Source organism: Armatimonadota bacterium, assembly GCA_031459855.1.
GTDB lineage: Bacteria > Sysuimicrobiota > Sysuimicrobiia > Sysuimicrobiales > Humicultoraceae > Fervidifonticultor > Fervidifonticultor primus.
In genome coordinates this window covers 323,031-345,365 of record JAVKHP010000001.1, presented here as the reverse complement: position 1 = coordinate 345,365, position 22,335 = coordinate 323,031, and the positions used below count along the sequence as shown (strand labels likewise).

Annotated in this window: 20 protein-coding genes; 7 read left to right on the top strand and 13 right to left on the bottom strand. The window is 66.9% G+C overall.

Features of this window, described 5'->3' with window-relative positions:
- Nucleotides 1–89: 89 nt before the first annotated feature.
- From QN157_01540 to QN157_01480, 13 genes are all read right to left on the bottom strand, one after another.
- The gene (locus QN157_01540) at nucleotides 90–1,094 is read right to left on the bottom strand and encodes an ABC transporter substrate-binding protein (GenBank protein ID MDR7554268.1); all 1,005 of its coding nucleotides are present in this window, start codon (nucleotides 1,092–1,094) and stop codon (nucleotides 90–92) included.
- Between the two features lie 147 nt (nucleotides 1,095–1,241).
- Nucleotides 1,242–2,093, bottom strand: coding sequence for an ABC transporter permease (locus QN157_01535; protein MDR7554267.1), 852 nt, complete (start codon nucleotides 2,091–2,093; stop codon nucleotides 1,242–1,244).
- Nucleotides 2,094–2,118: 25 nt separating this feature from the next.
- Nucleotides 2,119–3,402, bottom strand: a complete 1,284-nt coding sequence (locus QN157_01530; protein ID MDR7554266.1) for a cytosine deaminase — start codon at nucleotides 3,400–3,402, stop codon at nucleotides 2,119–2,121.
- Nucleotides 3,403–3,541: 139 nt separating this feature from the next.
- On the bottom strand, nucleotides 3,542–4,765 hold the full coding sequence (locus QN157_01525) for a Zn-dependent hydrolase (protein ID MDR7554265.1): 1,224 nt from the start codon (nucleotides 4,763–4,765) through the stop codon (nucleotides 3,542–3,544).
- Nucleotides 4,766–4,828: 63 nt separating this feature from the next.
- On the bottom strand, nucleotides 4,829–5,212 hold the full coding sequence (locus tag QN157_01520) for a hypothetical protein (GenBank protein ID MDR7554264.1): 384 nt from the start codon (nucleotides 5,210–5,212) through the stop codon (nucleotides 4,829–4,831).
- A complete protein-coding gene (locus QN157_01515; GenBank protein MDR7554263.1) occupies nucleotides 5,212–6,105 on the bottom strand; it encodes a nitrilase family protein in 894 nt (297 codons plus the stop codon). Before QN157_01515 ends, QN157_01520 begins: the two co-directional genes overlap by 1 nt.
- 97 nt (nucleotides 6,106–6,202) lie before the next feature.
- Nucleotides 6,203–7,555 carry an amidase gene (locus tag QN157_01510; GenBank protein MDR7554262.1) on the bottom strand — a complete coding sequence of 451 codons (1,353 nt, stop codon included), beginning with the start codon at nucleotides 7,553–7,555 and terminating at the stop codon, nucleotides 6,203–6,205.
- A 52-nt stretch (nucleotides 7,556–7,607) separates the two neighbouring features.
- Nucleotides 7,608–7,787 (bottom strand): hypothetical protein, encoded by a 180-nt coding sequence (locus QN157_01505; protein ID MDR7554261.1) that lies wholly within the window; start codon nucleotides 7,785–7,787, stop codon nucleotides 7,608–7,610.
- 15 nt (nucleotides 7,788–7,802) lie between these two features.
- Complete coding sequence (locus QN157_01500; GenBank protein ID MDR7554260.1) at nucleotides 7,803–8,633, bottom strand: branched-chain amino acid ABC transporter permease; 831 nt, start codon at nucleotides 8,631–8,633, stop codon at nucleotides 7,803–7,805.
- A 27-nt stretch (nucleotides 8,634–8,660) separates the two neighbouring features.
- A complete protein-coding gene (locus tag QN157_01495) occupies nucleotides 8,661–9,806 on the bottom strand; it encodes a substrate-binding protein (GenBank protein ID MDR7554259.1) in 1,146 nt (381 codons plus the stop codon).
- A gap of 115 nt (nucleotides 9,807–9,921) precedes the next feature.
- Nucleotides 9,922–10,671 (bottom strand): ABC transporter ATP-binding protein, encoded by a 750-nt coding sequence (locus tag QN157_01490; protein ID MDR7554258.1) that lies wholly within the window; start codon nucleotides 10,669–10,671, stop codon nucleotides 9,922–9,924.
- Nucleotides 10,668–12,434, bottom strand: coding sequence for an ATP-binding cassette domain-containing protein (locus tag QN157_01485; GenBank protein ID MDR7554257.1), 1,767 nt, complete (start codon nucleotides 12,432–12,434; stop codon nucleotides 10,668–10,670). The genes QN157_01490 and QN157_01485 overlap by 4 nt, the downstream gene beginning before the upstream one ends.
- Nucleotides 12,435–12,732: 298 nt before the next feature.
- A complete protein-coding gene (locus QN157_01480; protein MDR7554256.1) occupies nucleotides 12,733–13,932 on the bottom strand; it encodes a substrate-binding protein in 1,200 nt (399 codons plus the stop codon).
- Nucleotides 13,933–14,141: 209 nt separating this feature from the next.
- Between QN157_01480 and QN157_01475 the strand changes: the two genes are divergently transcribed.
- From QN157_01475 to QN157_01445, 7 genes are all read left to right on the top strand, one after another.
- Nucleotides 14,142–15,128, top strand: a complete 987-nt coding sequence (locus tag QN157_01475; GenBank protein ID MDR7554255.1) for a LysR family transcriptional regulator — start codon at nucleotides 14,142–14,144, stop codon at nucleotides 15,126–15,128.
- A gap of 563 nt (nucleotides 15,129–15,691) precedes the next feature.
- Complete coding sequence (locus QN157_01470; GenBank protein MDR7554254.1) at nucleotides 15,692–16,654, top strand: cyclase family protein; 963 nt, start codon at nucleotides 15,692–15,694, stop codon at nucleotides 16,652–16,654.
- A gap of 98 nt (nucleotides 16,655–16,752) precedes the next feature.
- Nucleotides 16,753–18,207, top strand: coding sequence for an amidohydrolase family protein (locus QN157_01465; protein MDR7554253.1), 1,455 nt, complete (start codon nucleotides 16,753–16,755; stop codon nucleotides 18,205–18,207).
- A 223-nt stretch (nucleotides 18,208–18,430) separates the two neighbouring features.
- The gene (locus QN157_01460; GenBank protein MDR7554252.1) at nucleotides 18,431–19,426 is read left to right on the top strand and encodes an ABC transporter substrate-binding protein; all 996 of its coding nucleotides are present in this window, start codon (nucleotides 18,431–18,433) and stop codon (nucleotides 19,424–19,426) included.
- An 8-nt stretch (nucleotides 19,427–19,434) separates the two neighbouring features.
- Nucleotides 19,435–20,190, top strand: coding sequence for an ABC transporter ATP-binding protein (locus QN157_01455; protein MDR7554251.1), 756 nt, complete (start codon nucleotides 19,435–19,437; stop codon nucleotides 20,188–20,190).
- A complete protein-coding gene (locus tag QN157_01450; protein MDR7554250.1) occupies nucleotides 20,180–21,013 on the top strand; it encodes an ABC transporter permease in 834 nt (277 codons plus the stop codon). Before QN157_01455 ends, QN157_01450 begins: the two co-directional genes overlap by 11 nt.
- A 3-nt stretch (nucleotides 21,014–21,016) precedes the next feature.
- Nucleotides 21,017–22,327 (top strand): amidohydrolase family protein, encoded by a 1,311-nt coding sequence (locus tag QN157_01445; protein MDR7554249.1) that lies wholly within the window; start codon nucleotides 21,017–21,019, stop codon nucleotides 22,325–22,327.
- The last annotated feature ends 8 nt before the right edge of the window (nucleotides 22,328–22,335 follow it).

Here is a 22,335-nt window from a genome sequence, read left to right as displayed (position 1 = left end):
ACAGGTGGCGCACCGGCTGTGGCGCGGTCCTCTACCGCCGCGGTGGTGCGCCTCCTGTCCGGTGCGGCGCTGGCCCAGCACCGTGCGCGCTACGGCAGCACCTTGCTGGGGAACCTGGTCGTGAACGCGGCCTTGTGGTTGGCCGAGGCCGGCAGCAGCTTGGCGCGCACCATGTCCCGCGCCACGCGGTCCCACGCGGCCGGGTCGACCCAGCCCAGGCCGTTCTTCTTCGAGCCGTCGGTGATCATGATGGCCGCGATGGCGTCCATCCCCTCCAGCTCGTGGGCCTCGTTCCCCTTGAGGTTGCTGTTGTACTTCAGCAGGATCTGCACGGCCTCCTGACGGTTGGCCAGCGCGTACTTGTAGCCCTGGTAGCGCCCGGTGACGAACGCCTGGACCACCTGGGGGTACTTCTGCACGATCTCCTCGGTGGTGAAGACCACGTTCTCGGGCCAGTCGATGCCGAAGCTGGGGAAGTCGTAGACCCAGTACTTCTCCTTGGCCATCCGCTTGGCCACCAGGACCTCGTTGTAGGCCATGGCGTGGGCGAAGGTGTACTCCTTCTTCAGCCACGAGCCGATGGTGGCCGGGTCGCCCTGCTGGTTGACGATCCGGATCTTCTTCTCCCAGTCGGGGCCGATGGCGGCCTTGATCTGCTTGTCGTAGCCGATCCACGTGGCGACGACGCCCGAGATGTCCTGCGGGCCCTTCAGCTCCTTCCACGACAGCAGGCGCACCGCCGACTTCTGGAAGTCGTGGGCCACGACGACCAGCGGCAGCCGCTGCTTCTCCCGGGCCTCGAGGATGTTGTAGGGGTAGTCGACGCCAAACGCGATCACGCCCTTCTTGGCCTCGGCCATGGTGCGCTCGATGGGCGACAGGCCCGGACCACCGCCCACCACCTTGACGTCCAGGTTCAGCTGCCTGTAGAAGCCCTTCTCCACCGCGACCGGGTCCCCCATGGACTCGTTGTGGATGAACCAGGCCTCGAAGATCGTCACCGCCGTCCTGCCCTGCGCCCGCAGCACGGGCGTCGGGCCCAGGAGCACGGCGAGCGCCACCACCATCACGGCGAGCCGCAGTGCAGTGCGCATCGCATCCTCCTCCTCGTTGCAAATCCACGGTCTCCGCCGAGCCCACCCCCGCGGCCGCACGCTGTGCGACACCGCTGGGGCCGGCGGACAGGACACGTGCGTCGTGCGATGCCCGGCGGGCCAGGCCGTCGGTGCCCTGCTCACCCCCTAGCGGCGTTCTGCCATGCTCACGTGCCAGGGCAGCGCCAGCCGCTCGGCCACGGTCACGACGCCGAGCAGCAGCCACCCGATCACGGTACAGAAGACCGCGGCCAGGAACACCCGGGTGGTGTTGGCCACGTAGCGGGAGTCGAGGATCATGTACCCCAGGCCCTCGGACGCCCCGTAGAGCTCGCCGACGATGGCGCCGTTCACCGCGGCCATGACGCCGCCCTTGAGGCTCACGAAGATGATGGGCAGCGCCGAGGGGATCTTCAACAGCACGATGCGCTGCCACCAGGTGGCGTTGTAGACGTCCAGGAGCTGCTCGCGGATGACCTCGACCGAGACGAACTCCTTGTGGGTGGTGTAGAGCACCGCGAAGAAGGTGTAGAGGGCTGCGATGATCACCTTGCTGCGCAGGCCCAGCCCGAACCAGACCACCGCCAGCGACGCCAGGGCCACGAACGGGGTGCTGTTCAGCGTCACCACGATGCGGAACAGGAACTGCTCGAGCCCCCGGGGCAGCCAGATGAACACCATGGCCCCCAGCAGCGCCGCCGCCGCGCCGATGAGGAAGCCTGCTACCACTTCCTGCGTCGTGATCCACGTGTAGCCGAAGACCAGCTCGGCGTTGTCGCGCAGCTCGCGGGCGATCGCCGAGGGCGCGGGCAGCAGGTAGGGTTGCGCGTAGACGCGGGAGGCGACCTCCCACGCACCGGTGACGATGATAGCGAACACGGTCCACGAGCGCAGCTCGCCCAGGGGCAGGCGCGGGCGGGCGGCAGCGCGCGGCCGGCCCGGCCCGCCCGCCGGGCGGCCAGCCAGGGCCGTGGGGGCCGGGGTGGCGTCCTGGCTCACGGGTGGCCCCTCGCCGCGGGCGCGCTCATTGGAGGAGGCTCACCGGCTCGGCCCGGCCGCCGAGCAGCACCTCGGTCTGTGCCGGCGTGGTGCGGGCCACCAGCCGGCCACCGGAGATGACCGCCAGGCGCGGGCTCAGGGTGCGGATCACGTCCATGGGCGTGGGCGCGGCGAAGACCACCAGGTCGGCGCGTTTTCCCTCGGCCAGGCCGTAGTCGGTCAGGCCGAAGCACGCGGCCGCGCGGGTGGTGACCATCTCCAGCAGGGTGCGGAACTCCTGGTAGCCCGACATGTGCCCGTAGTGCACCATCACGAAGCACGCCTGGATCGGGTCGCCCACGCCCAGCGGGTACCAGGGGTCCATGATGGAGTCGTGGCCCAGGGCGACGTTGATGCCGTTGGCCAGCAGCTCCTTGACGCGGGTGTACCCCCGGCGGACCGGGTAGCCGTCGAACCGCCCCTGCAGCACCGCGTTGTCCAGCGGGTTGGTGACGATGTGGACGCCGGCCGCCCGCATCCACCGCATCAACCGGTAGGCGTAGGCGTTGTTGTAGGAGTGCATGGCCGTGGTGTGGCTGGCCGTCACCCGGCCCTGCAGCCCCAGCCGGATCGTCTCGGCCGCCACCAGCTCGAGGAACCGGCTCTGGTCGTCGTCGGTCTCGTCGCAGTGGAGGTCGGCCCGCCGCCCGTGGGCGGCGGCCAGGCGCAGGGCGGTCTTCACGTCGCGCTCGCCGTCCTCGCGGGTCCACTCGTAGTGGGGGATGCCGCCCACGACGTCGGCGCCCAGCGCCAGCGCCCGGGCCAGCAGCGCCTCGCCGTCGGGGAACGCGTAGATCCCCTGCTGGGGGAAGGCCACCAGCTGGATCGTCACCACGTCGCGCCACGCCTCCCGCAGCTCCAGGAGCGCCTGCAGCGCCACCAGGCGCGGGTCGCAGACGTCCACGTGGGTCCGGACGTAGGTCACCCCGTGGGCCAGCAGCCAGCGGAGCGCGCGGTCGGCGCGCCGCCGGACGTCCTCGGCCGACAGCGTCTTGACCCGCTCGCTCCAGATCTCGATGCCCTCGAACAGCGAGCCGCTCTGGTTGTAGCGCGGCTCCCCCACGGTGAGCACCGCGTCCAGGTGGATGTGGATCTCCACCAGCGCGGGCGTCACCAGGCCGCCGCCGGCGTCGAGCTCGACCGGTGCGCGGTCGGGTAGCGCGGGGGCGATGCGGGCGATCCGGTCGCCCACGATGCCGACGTCGACGGCCTCCCCGTCGAGGGTCGTCGCATGCCGGACGATCAGGTCCACCGGCGGCACCTCGATCACTGCACCCCACAGGGGCGGCGCGGGAATCGCTCAGGAATTAGGCCCGGTGCCGGGGTTTCCCTGCCGTGGCGGCAGGGCAGTGTGCGGGGCGGGTCGTACCCGTTGCCTTCGCGCGGTTGGCAACTGGCGGCACGCAGTATCACTGCGCCGCCAGCGCGACCACAACGTCCAACAGTACCTGGGCCCCGGCGACAGCAGACTCCCATGGAACGTCCTCGTCCTCGGCGTGACTACGACCGTCCCGACAGGGAACAAAGATCATACCAGTCGGCCCCAGGGTGGCCGCGTACTTGGCGTCGTGTCCGGCGCCGGACAGCATCCGGTGCGTGCGCAAGCCTCGCGCTCGGGCCGTCCCCTCGATCACCGATATGATCGTAGGAGCGAACGCGGTTGGCTCGCTGGCCCAAAACTCCTCCCATACTGGGTGATAGCCTCGCGACCGCAGGTCCGCCAGGTGCTGTGCAAAACGGGCTTTGGCGTCTGTCAGCGTCTGCTCCCGTGGCGCCCGGAGGTCCAGGGTAAATTCCACGCTTTCCGGGATGACGTTGATCGCGTTGGGCGATACACGCAGGCTGCCGACCGTGGCGACCAGGTCGTTCCTGATCTGAACGGGGAGCTGGTTCGCTGCCAGCACCGCCTCGGCCGCGGCGACGAGCGCGTCTCGCCGCCGGGCCATGGGCGTTGTCCCCGCATGGCCCGCCTGTCCGGTGATCCGACAGGTAGACCAGGAGATCCCCTGGATGCCTTCGACCACGCCGATGTCAGCCCCGAGCTCCTCCAATACCGGCCCTTGCTCGATGTGTAGTTCCACGTACGCCGCTATCTGACGTAACCGCGCGGCCTCGTCCCCCCGATACCCGATACGCTCAAGCTCCGCGCCAAAGGTTCGGCCATCTGGCGCCAGGCGCGCATCCGCGTAGGCGCGAGGGAATCTGCCCGCTACGACCCCACTTCCGAGCATCGCTGGAGAGAATCGGACTCCTTCTTCGTTTGTCCAGTTCACCAATACCAGCGGCCGTCGAGTGCGCTGCCCAGCGTCGGCGAGGGCGCGCATTACCTCTAACGCCGCCGCAACGCCCAGGGTGCCGTCGAAGCGCCCGCCCCGAATGACTGTGTCAAGGTGAGAGCCAAAAGCCACAGGTGGTGCCGCGCCATCTTCTCCCGTGCGCCAGCCGTACATGTTGCCGACGTCGTCTACAGCAACCCGCAACCCGAGGTCGTGCATCCACATGGCCAGTAGATCTCTGGCCGCCTTATCTTCATCGGTAAGTGCCAGCCGGGTCACCCCACCACGTTCGGTGCCTCCGATCGTGGCCCAGCGATCGATGGTGTCACGCAGCCGGTCGCCCAGCACGTGGGCCATCACCGTGCGCCTCCCTCCTGGTTCTCAGAATGCTTGCGAGGCCGTGTCTGTCGCCTGTGCACGTCAGCTGCAACAACCGCCGTGACCGCGTACCGACACCCGGAGAACCTCTTGAACGGTGCGCACCGCATCCTCGCCGGTGGCTTCCAGGTCAACCCGCAGTTCCAGCACGTACTCGCCCGGCGGCGCAGCGCCCGACACTCGCAGCACGCCTGCGGTCAGGACGCACCACTCATCGGCAGACACCTGAAGATCCACAGCGTTGGCCAGCGGAACGCTGGTCACCCAGCAGTGCGGCCCCTGCGATCGCACGGTTACGCGCCGAATACGAACAGGTGTTTGTGCCGTCGCACTGCCTAGCACGCAAAAGTACTGGTAGCAGTTCGCTGCGACGACCGCTGGCAGCGTGGATCGAAGCAGGATCGGACCGGCCTCCGCGGCGGCCATCAGAACGGGTGCGGGCGTGCGTCGGCGCCCAGCGTCACGTCGTAGTAGTCCGTACGACGGTCGCGGAGGATGACGTTGAGGTCGCTCCACGTCTTCATCCGTCGCGCTTCTACGAGATTGCAGCTTCCGATGAGAATTTCCTCTCGCTCTGCGCTGGCGGGACCTGCAATGGGCCAGCCCGAGGGGCTGACGAGGATGCTGCGCCCCAGGAACGGCTGCCCACGTTCCACGCCCACGCGGTCAGCCGCTGCGACAAAGATGCCGTTGCAGTGCGCCCCGGTCATGCAGAGATAGACCGCCATGGGCCACTCACTGTCCGCCTGGCCGGGAATCGGTACCCAGTTGGTCGGTACGCAGACGAGGTCTGCCCCTTGGACGGCCAGCAACCTCATCGTCTCGGGAAACCAGATGTCATAGCAGATGGCCATGCCGACGATGCCGACCGGGGTCCGGTATACGGGAAACCCCATGTCTCCGGGCTCGAAAAAGAGTTTCTCTTCGTACCACAGGTGCATCTTGCGGTACTTTCCGATGTAGCCTTCCGGCCCCACCAGCACCGCGGTGTTGTAGAGGTTGTCGCCCGCCCGCTCGGCGATGCCTGCCGCCACGAACAGATCGCGCGCACGCGCCACCTCGGCCCAGGCGCGCACCGTGGGGCCTCCGGGTACCTCCTCTGCGGCCGCATAGGCTTCCGCGCGCGTGTTGAACACGTAGCCGGAATTGCACAGTTCCGGGAGGACGCAGAACCGAGCCCCGCGATCAGCCGCCTGGTGCAGCAACGCGACGCTTCGAGCCACATTTTCTCCCTTGTACCCTACCTGCGGCTCGAATTGGACGCATGCCACGGCAACGAGGCTTTCCGCCCCCCGCGTTCGATCTTCATCGGCTCCCATGGCGTGCACCTCCCGGCGGATCTTTGGCCGCCTGCTCACTGAGGGGGCATGTTACCCGATGGCGCGCCCGCTGCCTGGCACGGGTCTGGGCCCGGCACTACGTCAGAGATGGCGCTGAACGGTGCCATGGCGTGGCCTCCTCGTATGCGTGGGCAATGCGCAGGATCGTTTGCTCGTCGAAGGGGCGGCCCACAAGCTGGAGGCCGACGGGCATCCCGTCTACGAAGCCGCACGGGACGGTGACCGCCGGCAGCCCGGTCAGGTTGAAGACGTACGTGTACCGCCAGCACGCGTGCAACACGTGCTCCTCCTGGTCGCCTAGCCGTACAGTGTTCCGATCGACGGGCCACGCGACCAGGGGCATCGTCGGCGTCACCAGCGCGTCGACCTCCTGAAACGCGGCGCGCAGCTCTTGCAGCAGCATGCCCCGAAGCTGCTGAGCCTTCACGAAGTCGCTGGCGAAGACGAACTTGCCGGCATCCAAGAGGAGTCGGACCTCCGGTGTAAACCGCGTGCGCAAGATGGGGTCACGCAGGTACCGGTCGTGCCACGCCGTCGCGGACGCCAGTTCGATGGTCAGGATGGCGGCGAGACCGTACCGGATATGGGGAATGGAGACTGACTGCAGGTGCGCACCCAAGCGCTCGAGCTCTCGCATGGCGGTTCGGACAGTGGCCTCGACACCGGGCTCGATTCGCTCGAAGAAATGGGTGGTCGGGACGCCAAGCCGAAGCCCCTCGATGCCCCCGCGAAGCCTGGCGGAGTAGTCTGGGACGTCGACGTCGGCCGTGCTCGGGTCCCTGGCATCTCTCCCTGCGATGAGGCTCAGCACGATGGCGGCGTCCTCGGCACGACGCGTCAGGGGACCCGCGTGGTCAAGGGACCAGGAGTGCGGCAGAATGCCGAACCGGCTCACCCGTCCATAGGTGGGTTTGAGACCGACGACGCCGCAACACGCCGCGGGAATCCGAATCGAACCGCCGGTATCGGTGCCAAGAGCCGCGAAGCACAGGCCGGCCGCGACCGCCGCGCCGGCACCAGCGCTCGACAGACCTGGGGTGCGACGCAGGTCCCATGGGTTCCGCGTGGGAGGCACGTCGACGCCCCACGCGATCTCGTGCATGCTGAGCTTCCCGAGGAGTACCGCGCCGGCGCTCCGGAGACGGTCCCACACTGCCGCATCCCGATCTGGACGTCTATCGGCGAATACCTGCGACCCATTGGTCGTCGGCAGGGCCCGTGTGTCATAGTTGTCTTTCAGGGCGACCGGAATGCCGTGCAATGGGCCGCGGTACCGACCGCGCGAGATCTCGGCCTCCGCCGCCCGCGCAGCATCCAGGGCAGCGTCCGCATCCACCGTGCTGAACGCCCTGATCCGAGGATCCACGCGCTCAATGCGATCCAGACACGCCCGGACCAGCTCAACCGGCGAGACCTGGTGGGTCTCCACCGCCCGTGCTGCGTCAGCGAGAGACTGCCAGGGCCAGTCCCACGCGCGCACGTCAGCTCCACCGCTCGAGGCGAAACTGGACAACGGGCTCGATGTCTTCCGGGAGCACGACAGCCCGCAGGGCTTCGAGTTCACGCCAGTAGTCCGCGAGGTACGCCCCTACCCGTTTTAGGTCTTCTTTCGTCAAGGGATAGCCGGCCATGGCTGCAAGCGTAGCAAGCACTTCTTCCATAAGTCCTCCTCAGGCTCAAAGCGTGACGTTCCGCAGGCGAAGAATGATCACGGCCAGGATAACGATCGTCAGGCTCCCGAGCACGGGATTCCCGTACGAGCTGACCAGTACCTGCGCACCGCCCAGCGTCAACGCCGCCAGGGCCAAGTTCCCGAGGGAGACCCCAGCAACGAGCACCAACATGAACGAGTTCACCAGCCAGGGGAGTCCGAGATAGGGGTGCACGCTGATCAAGGGGGTGATGAGGGCTCCGGCAAGGCTCGCTAGTGCAGCGCCAACGCAGAACGTCGCAAATCGCGTCCGACGAGTATCGATGCCCAGACCCTGCGCCAGTTCCTCGTTCATGACAACCGCGCGTGCCACCAAGCCGACGTTGGTTCGATGGAACAAGGCCCACACGAGCCCACCGATGATGACCGAGATCCCCAGCAGTACGAGCCGGTACTGAGAATAGGTCGTGCCGCCCACGGTGACCGCCTGCTCGATGGCGCTCTTGGCGAACTGGATCTCGCGCCCGAAGTACAGGGTGATCGCCTGGGTGACGATGAGATTCAGCCCCCACGTGGCCAAGATGGTGTCCAACGGTCGCTCGTAGATTGGCCGGAGTACACGCCACTCGATCAACGCGGCCAGAATCACGCCGACCGCTGGTGCCAGGAGCACAACAGTCCACGGATTCCATCCCAGGCGCGTGACGACCACAGCAGTGTACGCGCCAGTTGCCAGGAACGCCCCGTGGGCGAGGTTGATGATCTTGAGCACGCCAAAGACCAGCAGGAGGCCGAGCGCCACAACGTACAGAATCCCTGCGGTACTCAGTACGTCCAGCAACTGCGTCAGAACCACGCCCGGCCTCCTGTCAACGACGCGGTGCTACTTCAGGTTCGGGCACTGGTTCCCAGGGTCGATCAACCCGAAGCTCTTGAGCACCTTGGTAGTGCCATCGGCTTGCACCTGCGCCAAATAGATCGGCAGTGGTGCGTGGTGCTGCCTGTTCATCTGGATCGGACCTCGTGGGCCTTTGAAGACCACGGTGGGAAGTACTTTCAGCACGGCTTCGGCGTTGGTGGAACCGGCCTTCTGGACGGCCAGCGCGTACGCATGCACGCCATCGTACTGTTGTTGGGAGAGGGAGTTGGGCGTCTTGAGGCTCGCTCCAAACTTTTTCTTCATGGCCGCCAGAAACGCTTTGTTCTCCGGCGTGTCGATCCCGGTGAAATAGTCCCCGGTGTAGTAGACGCCCGCCGCCGCGCCGCCGCCTGCCTGCGCGGTCAGCTCATCGATGCTCAGGCTGCCCACTGGCATGGTCAGGCCGGCGGCCTTGTACTGCTTCATGAAGTCGATGTTGGGACCGCCGCCTGACGTGGAGTAGATGATGCCGTCGGGATTCGCCGCCCGGATCTTGCTAATGATCGGCGTCCAGTCAGAGGCCTGCAGCGGGAGGTACTCCTCCCCGAGGACCGTGCCTCCCATCTGCTTGATGGTAGCCTTCGCCGCCTCGATCATGCCTCGCCCGAAGGCGTAGTCGCTTCCCACGGCGAACCATCGCTTCACCTTTTTCTCGTCGGTCAGGAATCGAATCAGGGGTGGCACGACCTGCTCGGGTACCCAGGCGTTCACAAACAGGTATTTGCCACAAGCGCGTCCCTCGTAGAACGACGTGTAGATGTAGGGCACTTTTGCCCGCTCCGCGATCGGGTAGCCCGCGTTGCGGGCCGCGCTCGTTTCCATGGTGATGATGACGTCAACCTTGCGCTGGTAGATTAGGCTGTTGAACGCCTTGACCGCCCCAGCCGGACCGCTTTCGTCGTCGGCCACGGCCAGCTCGACCCTACGCCCAAGGACGCCTCCGCGGGCATTGATCTCGTCAACGGCCAACTCCGCGGACTGTACCACCGCGGGTGCCACCACACTGTTCACACCACTCAATCCCACGGGAATCCCGATAAGAATCGGCTTCTGTTGCGCCCTACCGGGCAGCGCGAGGGCAAGCACCCCGGCCGCCAGAAAGCTGGCCATTGCGGACGCTGTCCACCATCTTGCCACTCTCCGCCTGTACATATGGATCTCACCCCTTCATGTTGTTGACCGTCGGCGATGCATACGTAACCTCCGCTCTCACCCCCCATCGCGTTCAGAAGGCCGCCAAGTGGTGCTCGATGCGGGCACGCGCCTCGGCCGTGGCGGGCCCGCTGTCGACAATCGTTCCCAGCTTGAGGACCGCGTATCTGTCGGCCAGCGCCAGTGCGAAACGTACGTTCTGTTCCACCAGGATGGTCGTCAGGCGGCCGCGTTGCCGCTCCTCCGCAAGAACCTCCTGGAGACGACCGATCAGTGCGGGCTGCAATCCCTCGCTGATCTCGTCAACAAGGAGCAGCCGAGGCTCCGCCAGGAGCGCACGCGCGACCAGCAGCATCTTCTGCTCGCCGCCAGACAGCGTACCAGCCCGCTGCCGCCGGCGAAGAGCCACCGCGGGAAACCAGTGTGACACCAAGTCGAGACGCTCTTTGACACGACGGAGACCGACCGCCGCCAGTCGAAGGTTCTCCTCCACAGACAGGTCCTGGAAGATGGCTTTCTCCTGCGGCACGTACCCCACGCCGTGTCGCGCGATCAGGTAGGGAGGCCAGCGCGTGACGTCGGTTCCCAGGAGCTCGACATAGCCTTGCCGCCGCGGGAGGAAGCCCATCATCGCCTTCAGCAGCGTGGACTTCCCCATGCCGTTCTTGCCGAGAATCGCGAAGATCTCGCCTCGGTGAACCTGGAATGTCACGTCGCGGATCACGTTGGACTCGCCGTAGCCTCCACACAGCGACTCGACGCGAACTGCGGGTGTGTGCGCCGATCGGTCTGCCGCGTCGCGCTCGTGGCCAGTGGCCGTCATCGGCGAGCACCTCCGCCGATGTAGATCTCGCGGACAACGTCGGACTCTGCGACGTCCGCCGGCGGACCGTCCAGCACGATCCGGCCCATGTGGAGAACAACTAACCGGGTGCTGATGGTGCGGACGAAGTCGACGTCGTGCTCGATCAACACCACGGAGAGCCTGTGGTCGTGTGCCAGCTCGGTGAGCACGGACCCGATCGCGGCGCGTTCCCCCCCTGTCAGCCCAGCCGTGGGTTCATCCAGCAGCAACACATTGGGTTCCAGTGCGAGCACCATCGCGAGCTCTAGCGCCTGTTTCATACCGTGGGGCAGCTGGCCGGCCGCCCGATCGAGTACGGACAGCAGGCCTGTGGCCTCCACGACGCGCAACGCCACCGGTGGGAGTTCCACTGTAGGTGCGCGGCGCCAAAACGACGGAGCCACCCGATACGACCGCGCGATGCGCAGGCAGTCAAGGACGGAGAGTGCCTCGAACACATTGGGGGTCTGGAACTTGCGGCCCAATCCCAGCGCTACACACGCTTGAGGTGGTAGCCCGTCGGTTCGCCGTCCGTTGATGAAGATGGCGCCTCCTGATCGTTCGCGACCGTCGCTGATGCAGCGTAGCAGCGTAGTCTTGCCGGCGCCGTTGGGGCCAACGATGCTCACGACTTCGCCTTTGCGCACCGCGAGGGTGATGCCGCGAAGCACAGGAAGGCTACCGTATGACTTTGTCACGTCCCGTAGCTCGAGTGCAGGTGGCTCGTCCCCGCGCCGTTCGTTGTCGTCGGGGCCCGGACCTCGCCGTGCCGGCGACGCGACGATCGCGCCAGCGCCGTGGCTGTCCTCGGCTGCCGGGCGCTGCGTACGTCGCGTAACCCGTGCCTCGACGCCGCGGCCGACCGTCCCGAGCCTTCTCATTAGGGGCGGGACGATTCCGTGCGGGAGGTAGACGACCACGAGCACGAAGACGACGCCTATGGCGAGGAGCCAAACGAACGGCAAATTGCCACCGAGTACGGCTGACACGTAGTTGATCCCGATGGTACCGAAGATCGGGCCGACCAAGCTCCCCCGTCCTCCAAGCGCCGTCCACACCACCAGTTCTGTCCCGAACAGGAAGTCACCATACTGGGGCGCCGCCACGCTGGCGAAGAGCACGTACAGAGCACCGGCCAGTGCAGCCAGGGCGCTGCACGCGGTCATGAGGCCGATCTTCCAGCGCGATGGTCGCAGCCCCAGGTATCGACACCGCTCCTCGTTCTCTCTGATCGCAACGAGGATACGCCCCGCATCACTTGTCACGAACCGGTAGGCGGCAATGGCTACGACAAGCAGGGTCCCGCCGGACAGCCAGTACCACTGCTCGAACGAGAGCGGAGGCACAGGGATAGGCAGGCCGCTGCTGGAACCGGTGTATGAGCCGCCGCTCAGGATGATCTGCGTGAAGACAATCGGCAGGGCCAGCGTCACCACGCCCGGGTAGATCGGTGATGCCCCATCCCAGAACGCCAGCCACCCAATCAGCGCGCCGACCGCCGCTGCAACGGCCATCGCCCCAAGCATCGCTGCCACAGTGCCCGCAAGGCCGCTAGCGTGGTAGGCGAGCGTCAGCCCGAGGCCGTACACACCGATCCCGAAGAACGCCGACTGGCCGAACGTCAGGACGCCGGTGTACCCCCACAGCAGGTCGACCGTCAGTGCCGCTATCGCGAATAGAAACGCCTGGGAGAGGATCCGGAGCGCAAACGTGCCCAGTACCAGGGGGCCTAGTCCCCACACTGCCAACAGGGCACTTCCTGCCAGCAACCGCGGCCAGCGCTGGGCCGTCTCGATGCGCCCGAGCGGTCCGGTACGGTTCCCGACCTGTCGGTATGCCGGGTCTCTCGTCACGTGTTCAACGGTGGCACTGGTTCGAAACCCCAGCCATCTGCCCATGGCCACGCCATAACATAACCGTTGGACCGGTCTAGATTTGAGAATACGATGGGACGCGTGAACCGCGTCAAACGGATTCTTGTTATAGGGTGATCAAGGTTTTTGACGTGCGAGGAGCATGACGACTGGCAGTGCGGCGGGGCTACACTCGCGTGGCCACTCCTGAAAGGGCTGGCGACGGCTCAACGCTCTCGAACGACTGCACGGGTTCAAACATGTCATGTCCGCCGGTCCAGCCCGCGCGGACGCGCAGCAGGTGAGAAGGGAGGATTGCCTGGTGGTCGGTCGGGCGCATGCGTACCGTTCCCTGTGGAGCACCGTCGAAGCGCAGATGGGAGAGCGCCTCCCTCACCGCCCCAGTCTCCAGGGTGCCCGCGTGGGCGATCGCCTGCACGACCATGTGCGCGGCATTGTACATGGCGACCCCGACCGTGTTCGTCATTGCATCGCGACCGAACTTCCTCCGCAACCTCGCGAGGAACCCATGGTTGTTCGGATGGTGCAATGCCATGAAGTAGTCGAAGCTCGCGTAGTCTCCTGCCGACGCTTCGGCACCGACACGGGTGGTGACGATCTCCTCGTCGTCAACGCTCCAGAGCACCATATCACGCCGCATACCCGCTGCGTGCAGTTGCCGACGAAACTCCACGCTATCGTAAGCAGCTACGCTGCTGAAGATGACGTCTGGCCTGGCAGCGCGAATCTGCTCCAGCGCATCCTCGTACCGACGGGTGCCCAACGCCAGGTAAGTCTCGCCCACGATCTCGCCGCCTGCTTCTCGGATCCGTTGCTTGGCCAAGCGGTTGGCGCCCCGGGGCCAGACGTAGTCCGAACCGATCAGGAAGAAGCGGCGCCCGTGTGTGCGGAGCATGTACTCCACGTGAGGCCATACTTGCTGGGTTGGTTCCAAGCCGAACATGAAGATGTTCTGGTTGCACACCCCTGGGTAATCCGCAGGATCCTGGCCTTCGTAGAACGTCGGATAGAGGAGCAGACAGTTCGCGGCAGCCACGACCGGGCCTACGGCATTACGTTCAGCGCTGCTGAACGTCCCGGCCAGCAGGCTGACCTGCTCGTGGCGGATGAGGCGATGGGCCTCCTCGGCCGCGACACGGGGATTGGTCTGGGAATCTGCAACAACGATCTGCAAGCGGCGCCCCAAGACTCCGCCCGCCCTGTTGATTTCGTCGACTGCGAGTTCGAAACCTGAGAAGTGGGCGCGCCCATATGCTGTCCAGGCCCCGGTAAGGGGCGAGATGACCCCTATGCGGATCGGTGGCTCCTCGCGCCGACTCCCCTCCCGGTCTCTCGCGCTCGCGTGCTGGCGACATCGCCGCCCCATGGGTCCTGGCTCTCCTCACGCAGTGTGAATCGACATGCATCTACGCCACTGTGCTGTACCTTTGGTACTGTACCTCCAAATGCAGCGTGACGCCAAGAAGATTCTGTTTATCGCCTGAAAACCTGTGCTACAGGATTCCTTGCGCCCTGCCGCGAAGCCTCCCCGGCGCATGTAGGTCAGCGCCGATGCCGAGAAGCGAGGGAGCGGGGGTGGAGATTTCTCAGGTAGAGGCCTTTCTAGCGGTCGCCACGTTCGGAAGCTTTCGACGAGCGGCGGAGTCTCTTAACCTCTCGCAGCCTGCGGTAAGTGCCAGGATCAAGGCGCTTGAGCGCTCTCTGGGGACGCATCTTTTTGAGCGCGATCGGCGCGAGGGCGTGACCCTCACCGAGGCCGGAAGACAGTTCCGGCCCCATGCCGAACACCTGCTCCACACGGCAGCCCTGGCGCGCTTGGCGGCTCGGGTCAGGTGCTCCAGTAGTGGCAGCGCCTCGCTTCATGTCGCGGCTGTGTTCGCCGCGTGCACCTATCTATTACCTCAGGCGCTCTGGCGATTCCGTGGCCAGCATCCCGAGACGGCTGTAAGCGTTCGTCCCGGTTCCACCAAGTTCGTCGCGGAGACGTTGCTGGCTGGCGACGTGGAGATCGGGATCGCTCGATCGCTCCACCATCCGGACCTGGAAACCATTAGCCTTGCCGATGACCCGCTCGTGCTCGTGGGGCGTCCCGGGGCGCCCATTACGCCCAGGCGACCGGTGCGTTGGGCGGAGATCGCCGATCGCCCATTCATTTTCGTCGACCGCGGATCCGATGAGTGGACGCTTACGCAACGCCTGTTTCGCCGAGCAGGCGTTGTGCCCAACATCGCGTTGGAGGTAGAAACGACGGAACTGGCTATACGCATCACCGAGTATGGAATGGGACTGGCTGTTCTGCCCTATCTTTCCATAGCCGAGGAACTGCGACGGCGGAAGTTGGTGGCCATCACGGTGGAGGATGTCGTCCTGCCCGGCGGCAGCCTCGACGTCGTACACCGGCGCCACCAGCCGTTGACCTCCGTCGCCTTGGCGTTTCTCAACAGCGTTCGCGAGACCTACACGATAATGAAGTTCCAGCACTCGCGCGAAGCGCATCGTCGCGCTAAATTGCGCCGGACGCAGTCATCGCGCTCGTTGCGGGTGCCTGTCGCGTCTTCCTGAGACTGCAGGAAGGCGGTGCCCCCGCGGGGTCCCATACGCCAATGCAGGCACGGCATACTCGCGCGGGGCTCCCGCTTCTGAACTTCCGAGAGCCCTACACGTCGACGTCGGGGGGCGCATCCTCAAGGGCGCGGGGGCTATGAGAGATGCGGCTGAGGGCAGGCATGACGCTGCCGTTGCTCGAAGACCATACGGCCGGAGGTCGCCAGGAGGTCGGCCGGATCTTCCGAACAGCGGTATGGTCGGGGAAGATCGACGAAATCGTCGACTATGTTGCCAAGCGACGCCACCCCGGCTGCGCTCGGTGTCGTGTGGTGCCACTGGCGACGCGATCCTCCGGCGAGAGTCCTGTGCTCCCAGCGCCTGCACGGTAGCCGCGACGCGCCTGCCCGTGGGGCTGCCGGCATGCTCGGGGCCTACGCCGCGGACTGTCGCGTGGCGCGCGCGCCGATGAATGCTGCATCGTGCGTTGCAGGAGCCACCGGCGCCGGATGCCACTATGAAAGGTGACGGCGCCGTCGGAGGGTCGTCTGTAGAACGCCGACGAGGGAGGTAGACACAGCATGAGATCGGTGGATCTCTCGCGGGTACGAGTACTCGACCTCTCGCAGAACTTCAGCGTGGACTCGCCGCCCTTTGCGTACTACGAGGGCCCCAAGGTCACCTGGGTCAAGAAGATCGCCTTCGAGGGCGTCAACGCCCAGCACCTCAGCACCACCAACCACATCGCCACGCACCTCGACGCGCCGCTCCACTTCTACGACCCGGGGCCCGACGTCGCGGGCATTCCCATCGAGCACCTGGTGGGGCCGGCGTGCGTGGTCGACCTGCAACAGTTCGGGATCGGGGACTACGACATCTACGGCCCCGAGCACTTCGAGGCCTGGGAGCAGAAGTACAACATCCGCATCGAGCGCGGTGACATCCTGGTGATCCACACCGGGTACCACGCCTACTACAACGAGGACTGGTCGCCGACCACCCGGCGCCACCATCCCGACGCGCGCCCCGACCTGCCGCGGGCGTTCCTGCGGCACCCGGGACCGCGGGCGGAGTTCTGCCAGTGGGTGCTCGACCGCGGCATCCGGTGGATGGCCATCGACGCCATCTCCACCGACCATCCCTTCAACACCAAGGTGCGCGACGCTCGCCGCGACCTGATCCCCGAGGTCGAGCAGAAGATCGGCATGGCCATCGACAAGGCGTTCCCCTGGCCCAAGGACTACCAGGCCACGCACACGCTGCTGTTCCCCAAGGGTGTCTTCCACGTCGAGAACGTCGGTGGGGAGATCGACCAGATCCTGAACCAACGGGTATGGGTGGGGTGCTTCCCGTTCCGGTTCAAGGGTGGGGAGGCGGCGCTCTGCCGGTTCGTGGCGTTCGTGGAGGCCGACGGCGCAGCCGCGGCTGCGCCGCCCGCCGTCCCGGCCGCCGCAGCGCCGGCACCGCAGGCACGCCCGGCCCGCGCCCGGCGGCCCCCGGAGGGGCGGCCGGGGCAGCGGCGGGCGGGGAGGAGGGGGCGCTAGGCGCTCGGAACCCAGGATGCGCCCGCCGTCGATGGCTGGTGATGTCCTCGGTCTGCGCCGGGAGTTCGGAGCCGAGCTGATGCACCGATGGGATCCGCATGACTGAACGAGCAACCGTGGACCTCCTGATCGACGGTGGCTATGTCCTCACCATGGACACTGCCTCGACTGTCTACCCCGATGGCGCGGTTGCCATCGCCGAAGGCCGCATCGTGGCCGTCGGGCCGGCCTCCGAGCTTCGGGCGCGGTACCAGCCGCGCGACGTGCTCGACGCGCGGGGGCGCGCTGTGCTTCCAGGGTTGATCGATACCCATGGACACGCGGGGCACTCGCTCGTCAAACACATCGGCGAACACCTTCCGCCCGCTGCCTGGCGGCGCCTGATGGACCACATCTACTTCCGGGGCACCACGCCGGCATTTTGGCACGCCGATGGGATGTTGGCCACGCTGGAGCGGCTGAAGTTCGGCACGACGTATGGCATGGCCATGCTGGGTTCCGCTCCACGCGCCGACGATCCCCGCTACGCTGACGCGTTCTGCCGCGGTGCGGTGGCCGTAGGTGGTCGGGCGGCCGTTGGCGTGGGACCGCCGCGGCCGCCCTGGCCCAAGACGTTCTCCCACTGGACCGAGGGCGTGAAGACGGACGTCCGGGTGTCGTTTGAGGACTGCGTCGCGACCACGGAAGCGGTGATCCGCACATGGCACGGTGGTGCCGGCGGTCGCGTGACGGTCTGGGTGAGCGCCTCGCGCTTCTTGGCGCCGTCTCCCTACGACCCCATGTTCGACCCGGCCGACCTGCCCGTGGCGCGCCGGCAGGCGACGGTCATGCGCGAGCTGGCTGACCTGTATCGTGTGGGCATCCACACGCACTCCTACGGCGGGGCAATTCAGTGGGTGCACGAGCAGACCGGCATCCTCGGCCCCGACGTCTTGCTGGCGCACTGTACAGGTGTCAGCGCTCGGGAGATCGAGATCCTGGCTGCCACCGGCACGAAGGTGTCGCACTGTCCTACGTCACGGCGGATCTATCAGTTCAAAGCCAGGGTCCCCGTGGTGGAGATGCTTGCGCGCGGGGTCACCGTGGCCATCGGCAGCGATGGAACCGCCGACACCACCTTTGATCTGTTCAAGGACATGCGCATGGCCATGACGCTCCAGCGCGTCCACTTCGCCAACCCCTATGTCCTCCCACCCGGACGGGCGCTGCGCATGATCACCATCGAGGCTGCGCGGGCAATGGGCGTCGACCGTGAGCTGGGGTCCCTGGAACCCGGCAAGCGCGCCGACGTGGTGCTGGTGAACCTGCAGCGACCCCACCTGGTGCCGGCCTATTTGATCGAGCACCGCCTGGTGGAGAAAGCCTGCGGACACGATGTGGAGACCGTACTGGTAGATGGTCAGGTGGTGGTGCGCGACGGGCGCGCGGTGCTGGTAGACGAGATGGAGGTGATGGCAGCGGCGGCGGAGGAAGCGCGGGCGGCCATTGCGCGCAGCGGCGTGGGGCCGCTGCTCCGGCTGCCGCGTGACTTCTGGACGGGAGTGGTCTACTGATGGGCGACGATGCGCACGCGCCTGCGGTGACCTGCATCCTTTGCGCCCGAGCCCAAGCGCCCGAGGAGCTCGGCCTCGTGCGGTTGGAGCAGTTCCCGGAGTTGTGCATCTGTGCCGCGTGCCTCGCCGGAGAACGCGACGGGTGGGTGACGCTGGACGACGTGTGTTGAGCCCGGGGGGTGTACCCTGGAGTGCGTATAGTGCGTATAGGGAGGGGTGTCAGGTGAGACGGTGGAGTGGTGCAGGACTGATCGCTGGCGTCATCGTGCTGATCCTGGTGACTGCGGCGGGACCCTCGGTAGGACAGGGGCGGCCTCGTATCGTGGTGTTCAGCCAGCAGCAGGTGCAGACGACTCCCTTTGAGATGGCGCAGGAGCAAGGGTACTACGCCGAAGAGGGTCTTGAGGTGGTCTTTCGCTACTTCGCCTCGGGGACGACGGCCTGGCAGTCCTTCCGCGCTGGTGCCGGTGACATCGTCTACAGCGGGGACGTGCCGGCCATCCGCAACTGGGCGGAATCTGGCCGCGCCACACGGGTGATCGCCCCGGTGGAACGCAACGCCAGGGGCTACGGCCTGGTGGTGCGGCGCGCCATCCGGTCGGCCGCTGACCTGCGCGGGAAGCGCATTGCCATTCGCGTCGGCTCCTCGGGGTCCCACTTCATCTGGGCCTACCTGCGGAAGCACGGCATGACCGAACGCGACGTCACCATCGTGAACATGGACGCGCCGGCGGCCGTCGCCGCACTCGATCGGGGCGATATCGACGGGTTCTTCTTCTGGGCGCCGTTCCCCCAGCGGGCCCTGGAAGTCTCCGGCGATCGCGTCCACATCCTGGCTCACGCCGACGCGGTGGGCTCCGGCTACTACACCATGATCAGCGCGCGTGGCGAGTGGATTCGGCGGAACCGTGCGATTGTGGACCGGTTCCTGGCGGCGTCGGTACGGGGACGCGAGTATGCTCAGCGGCACAAGAGTCAGGTCCTGGCCTACCTGAACAGAAAGTTCCAGCTCGACGTCCTGCAGGCTGGCGCCATGTACGACGTGACCGATCTGCTCCTGCGCTTCGACGAGCGCTTCTACCAGGATCTCGGCAGCGTCGCCGACTGGATGCGTGAAACCGGCCTGCTCAGCGAACCGCTGGTGTGGTCGGAGTTTGTCTACCTGGACGGGCTGCGCGGGGTCGACCGCGCGCTGGCGGTGCCTCCGCCGAAGCAGTGAGGCACGTGATGGTGGAATTCCTCGGGGTCGGCAAGGCGTTTGACATCGGCCCTCCGGTCTTGCGGGACGTCACGTTTTCTGTGCGTCCCGGCGAGCTGTGTTGCTTGCTCGGGCCCAGCGGGTGCGGGAAGAGTACACTGCTCTACCTGACCGCGGGGTTCGAGAGGCCCACGGCGGGGGAAATTCGGTTCGACGGCGAGCCGGTGCGCGCGCCCGGGCGCGAGCGCGGCATCGTGTTCCAGGACTCAGCCGCGGCGCTCTTTCCGTGGCTGACGGCGGAGGAAAACGTCGAGTTTGGCCTGCGGCTGCAGGGCGTGCCGGCAGCGCAGCGGCGGGCCACGGTCGACCAGTTGCTCCACCTGGTCGGGTTGGACGCGCATCGCCGGAAGTTCCCCCGGCAGCTATCGGGCGGGATGCAACAGCGCCTTCAGATCGCCCGGGCACTGGCGCTCGAGCCCCGGCTGCTGCTGATGGATGAGCCGTTCGGCGCGCTGGATGCCCACACGCGTAGCAGGATGCACGTGGAGCTGCTGCGCATCTGGGAGGCCACGGGGACGACGATCCTGTTCGTGACGCACGACATTGCTGAGGCGGTGACGCTCGCGGATCGGATCGTTGTGATGTCCCCGGGGCCAGCCGCGACAATCCGGCGAGTCGTGACAGTGACGCTACCGCGTCCCCGGGATCCGGCTGTCGAAGGGTTCGCGCAGGCCTACCGGGAGGTGCGAGAACTGTTCGCGCACCAGGGCTCGGATGGCCACTGACCGCTCGTTCTCCGTCCAGCTTGCGGGCCGGCGAGTCCTGCTTCGCCCCGGAGCGGGCGGCCGTGCGGCGCCCGCGGTCCGGCTGGTCCGGTACGCCGTCTCGGTGCTGCTGACGCTTGCCGTCTGGCAGGCTCTCTCGTCCTACGTCATCAACCCGCATCTGCTACCGCCGCCCGTGAGGGTGGCGCGGGCCGTCGGGCCGATGCTCAGCACCGGCGAGTTGAAGGCCCACGTCACGGCCAGCCTGGCTCGAATCGCGGTGGGGTTTAGCATGGGGAGTCTGGCAGGCGTGGCATTCGGCCTAGTAGCCGGTCGCGTCGCGATGGTCGCGGACCTGACGGATCCTCAGCTCCAGTTCTTCCGGTTCCTGTCGCCGACCGCGATGATCCCCCTGGCCATTATCTGGTTCGGCATCGGCGAGCTGTCGAAGTACTTCCTCATCCTGTACGCCACGTTCTTCATCGTGGTGATCAACACCATCGCGGGCGTGGCGGCCACGCCGACCGTGCGGATCCGTGCGGCGCAGGCCATGGGTGCGCGACCGGTGCAGATCTTCCTGTTCGTCATCCTGCCCTCGGCCGTCCCGCACGTGCTCTCGGGCATGCGCGTCGCCCTGGCGTCGGCTTTCATGGCCATCATTCCGGCCGAGATGCTGGCAGCAGAGTCCGGGCTGGGGTTTCTGCTGCAGCAGGCCGGACTGCTCGTGCAGACCGACCGCATCTTCGTGGCGCTAGCGATGATCAGCCTCCTGGGGTTTGCGAGCGACCTGGCGTTTCGCCTGCTCATCGGCCGGCTGCTATTTCGCTACACGCAGGCCGGCTGAGAGGTGGAGCTGCTCGAGCGGGCCCTGCTGGTCTCCCCAACGGCGCCACCGTGCCGCGGAGCAATTGCGCTGGCTGCCGGGCGCATCGCCGAGATTCGGGAGGAGGCCGCCGGTGCGCCGGCGCTGCGCGCGGTACTGCCCGGCCTGGTCAACGCGCACACCCACCTGTTCCAGACCATGGCCCGCGGGCTGGCGCCGGGACGTCCCGTCGCGGCATGGCACGGCGAGGTGATCCAGCCGCTCTATCTGGCGCTTCGCCCCGACGACGTGCGCGCGTTCACGTTGCTCGGTGCGTTGGACGCGCTGCATGGGGGCGCTGTGGCCGTGCTCAACTTCCACGCCTTCCCCAACGATGTTGAGGCCTCGCTGGCAGCTGCAGACGCCATAGCCCAGGCAGGCCTGCGGGGAGTGCACGTCAAGTCAGCCTACCTCACCAACGCGCCGCCGGCCATGCTGACCGAACCCCGCCGCGCCCTGGCCGACGCCGAGGCGCTGCTGCGGCGCCCGGCAGCGGGCGGGCTCGTCCGGTTTTGGGCCGGTGTACCCACCGCCATTCACGCGCCCGGTGACTGGCTGCGTGACCTGATGGCGCTGGCGGTGGACGCCGGCGCGCGGCTGCACCTGCATCTCGCAGAGAGCGAGGCCGAGGCCGCCGCCGCGGCCCGCGTGCTGGGGATGCGCGAAGTGCCCTACCTAGATCGCCTGGGCCTCCTGCGCCCGGAATTGGTGGTCGCCCACGCGGTGGCCCTCACCGACGACGAGATCGCCCTGCTGGCCGACCGTGGCGTGAGCGTCGTGCACTGCCCTGTCTCCAACCTCTACTTGCGCAGCGGGATTGCACGCGTGGGTCGGATGCGGCGCCACGGCATACCTGTCGCCCTGGGCACCGACGGCCCAGCCAGCAACGACTCGCAGGACATGTTCGGCACCATGAAGGCCGCGGCCCTGATCGCGGGGCTCAGCGACGAGCCAGTCGCGCCGGACGAGGTCCTCGCGATGGCCACCGCAGAGGGCGCGCGGGTGCTCGGCCTGGATAGCGGCGCCCTGGTGCCCGGCCGTGCCGCTCATTTGACGGTCGTCTCGCTGGCCTCTGCGCGCGCCGCGCCGGTGCATCGCGTGGCCCACACCCTGGTCTTCACCTGCACGCCCGCAGATCTGGAGGCCGTCGTGGTGGATGGGCAGACGCGCCTGCACCGTGGCCGGATCCGGGGCGTCGACGAGGCGGCCGTGGTCGAGGATGCCCAGCGCCGCGCAACCGCGTTGCTGCGCCGCGCCGGCCTCGAACATCTTCGGGACAGGGCGCTGGACGGCTGATGGTCTGC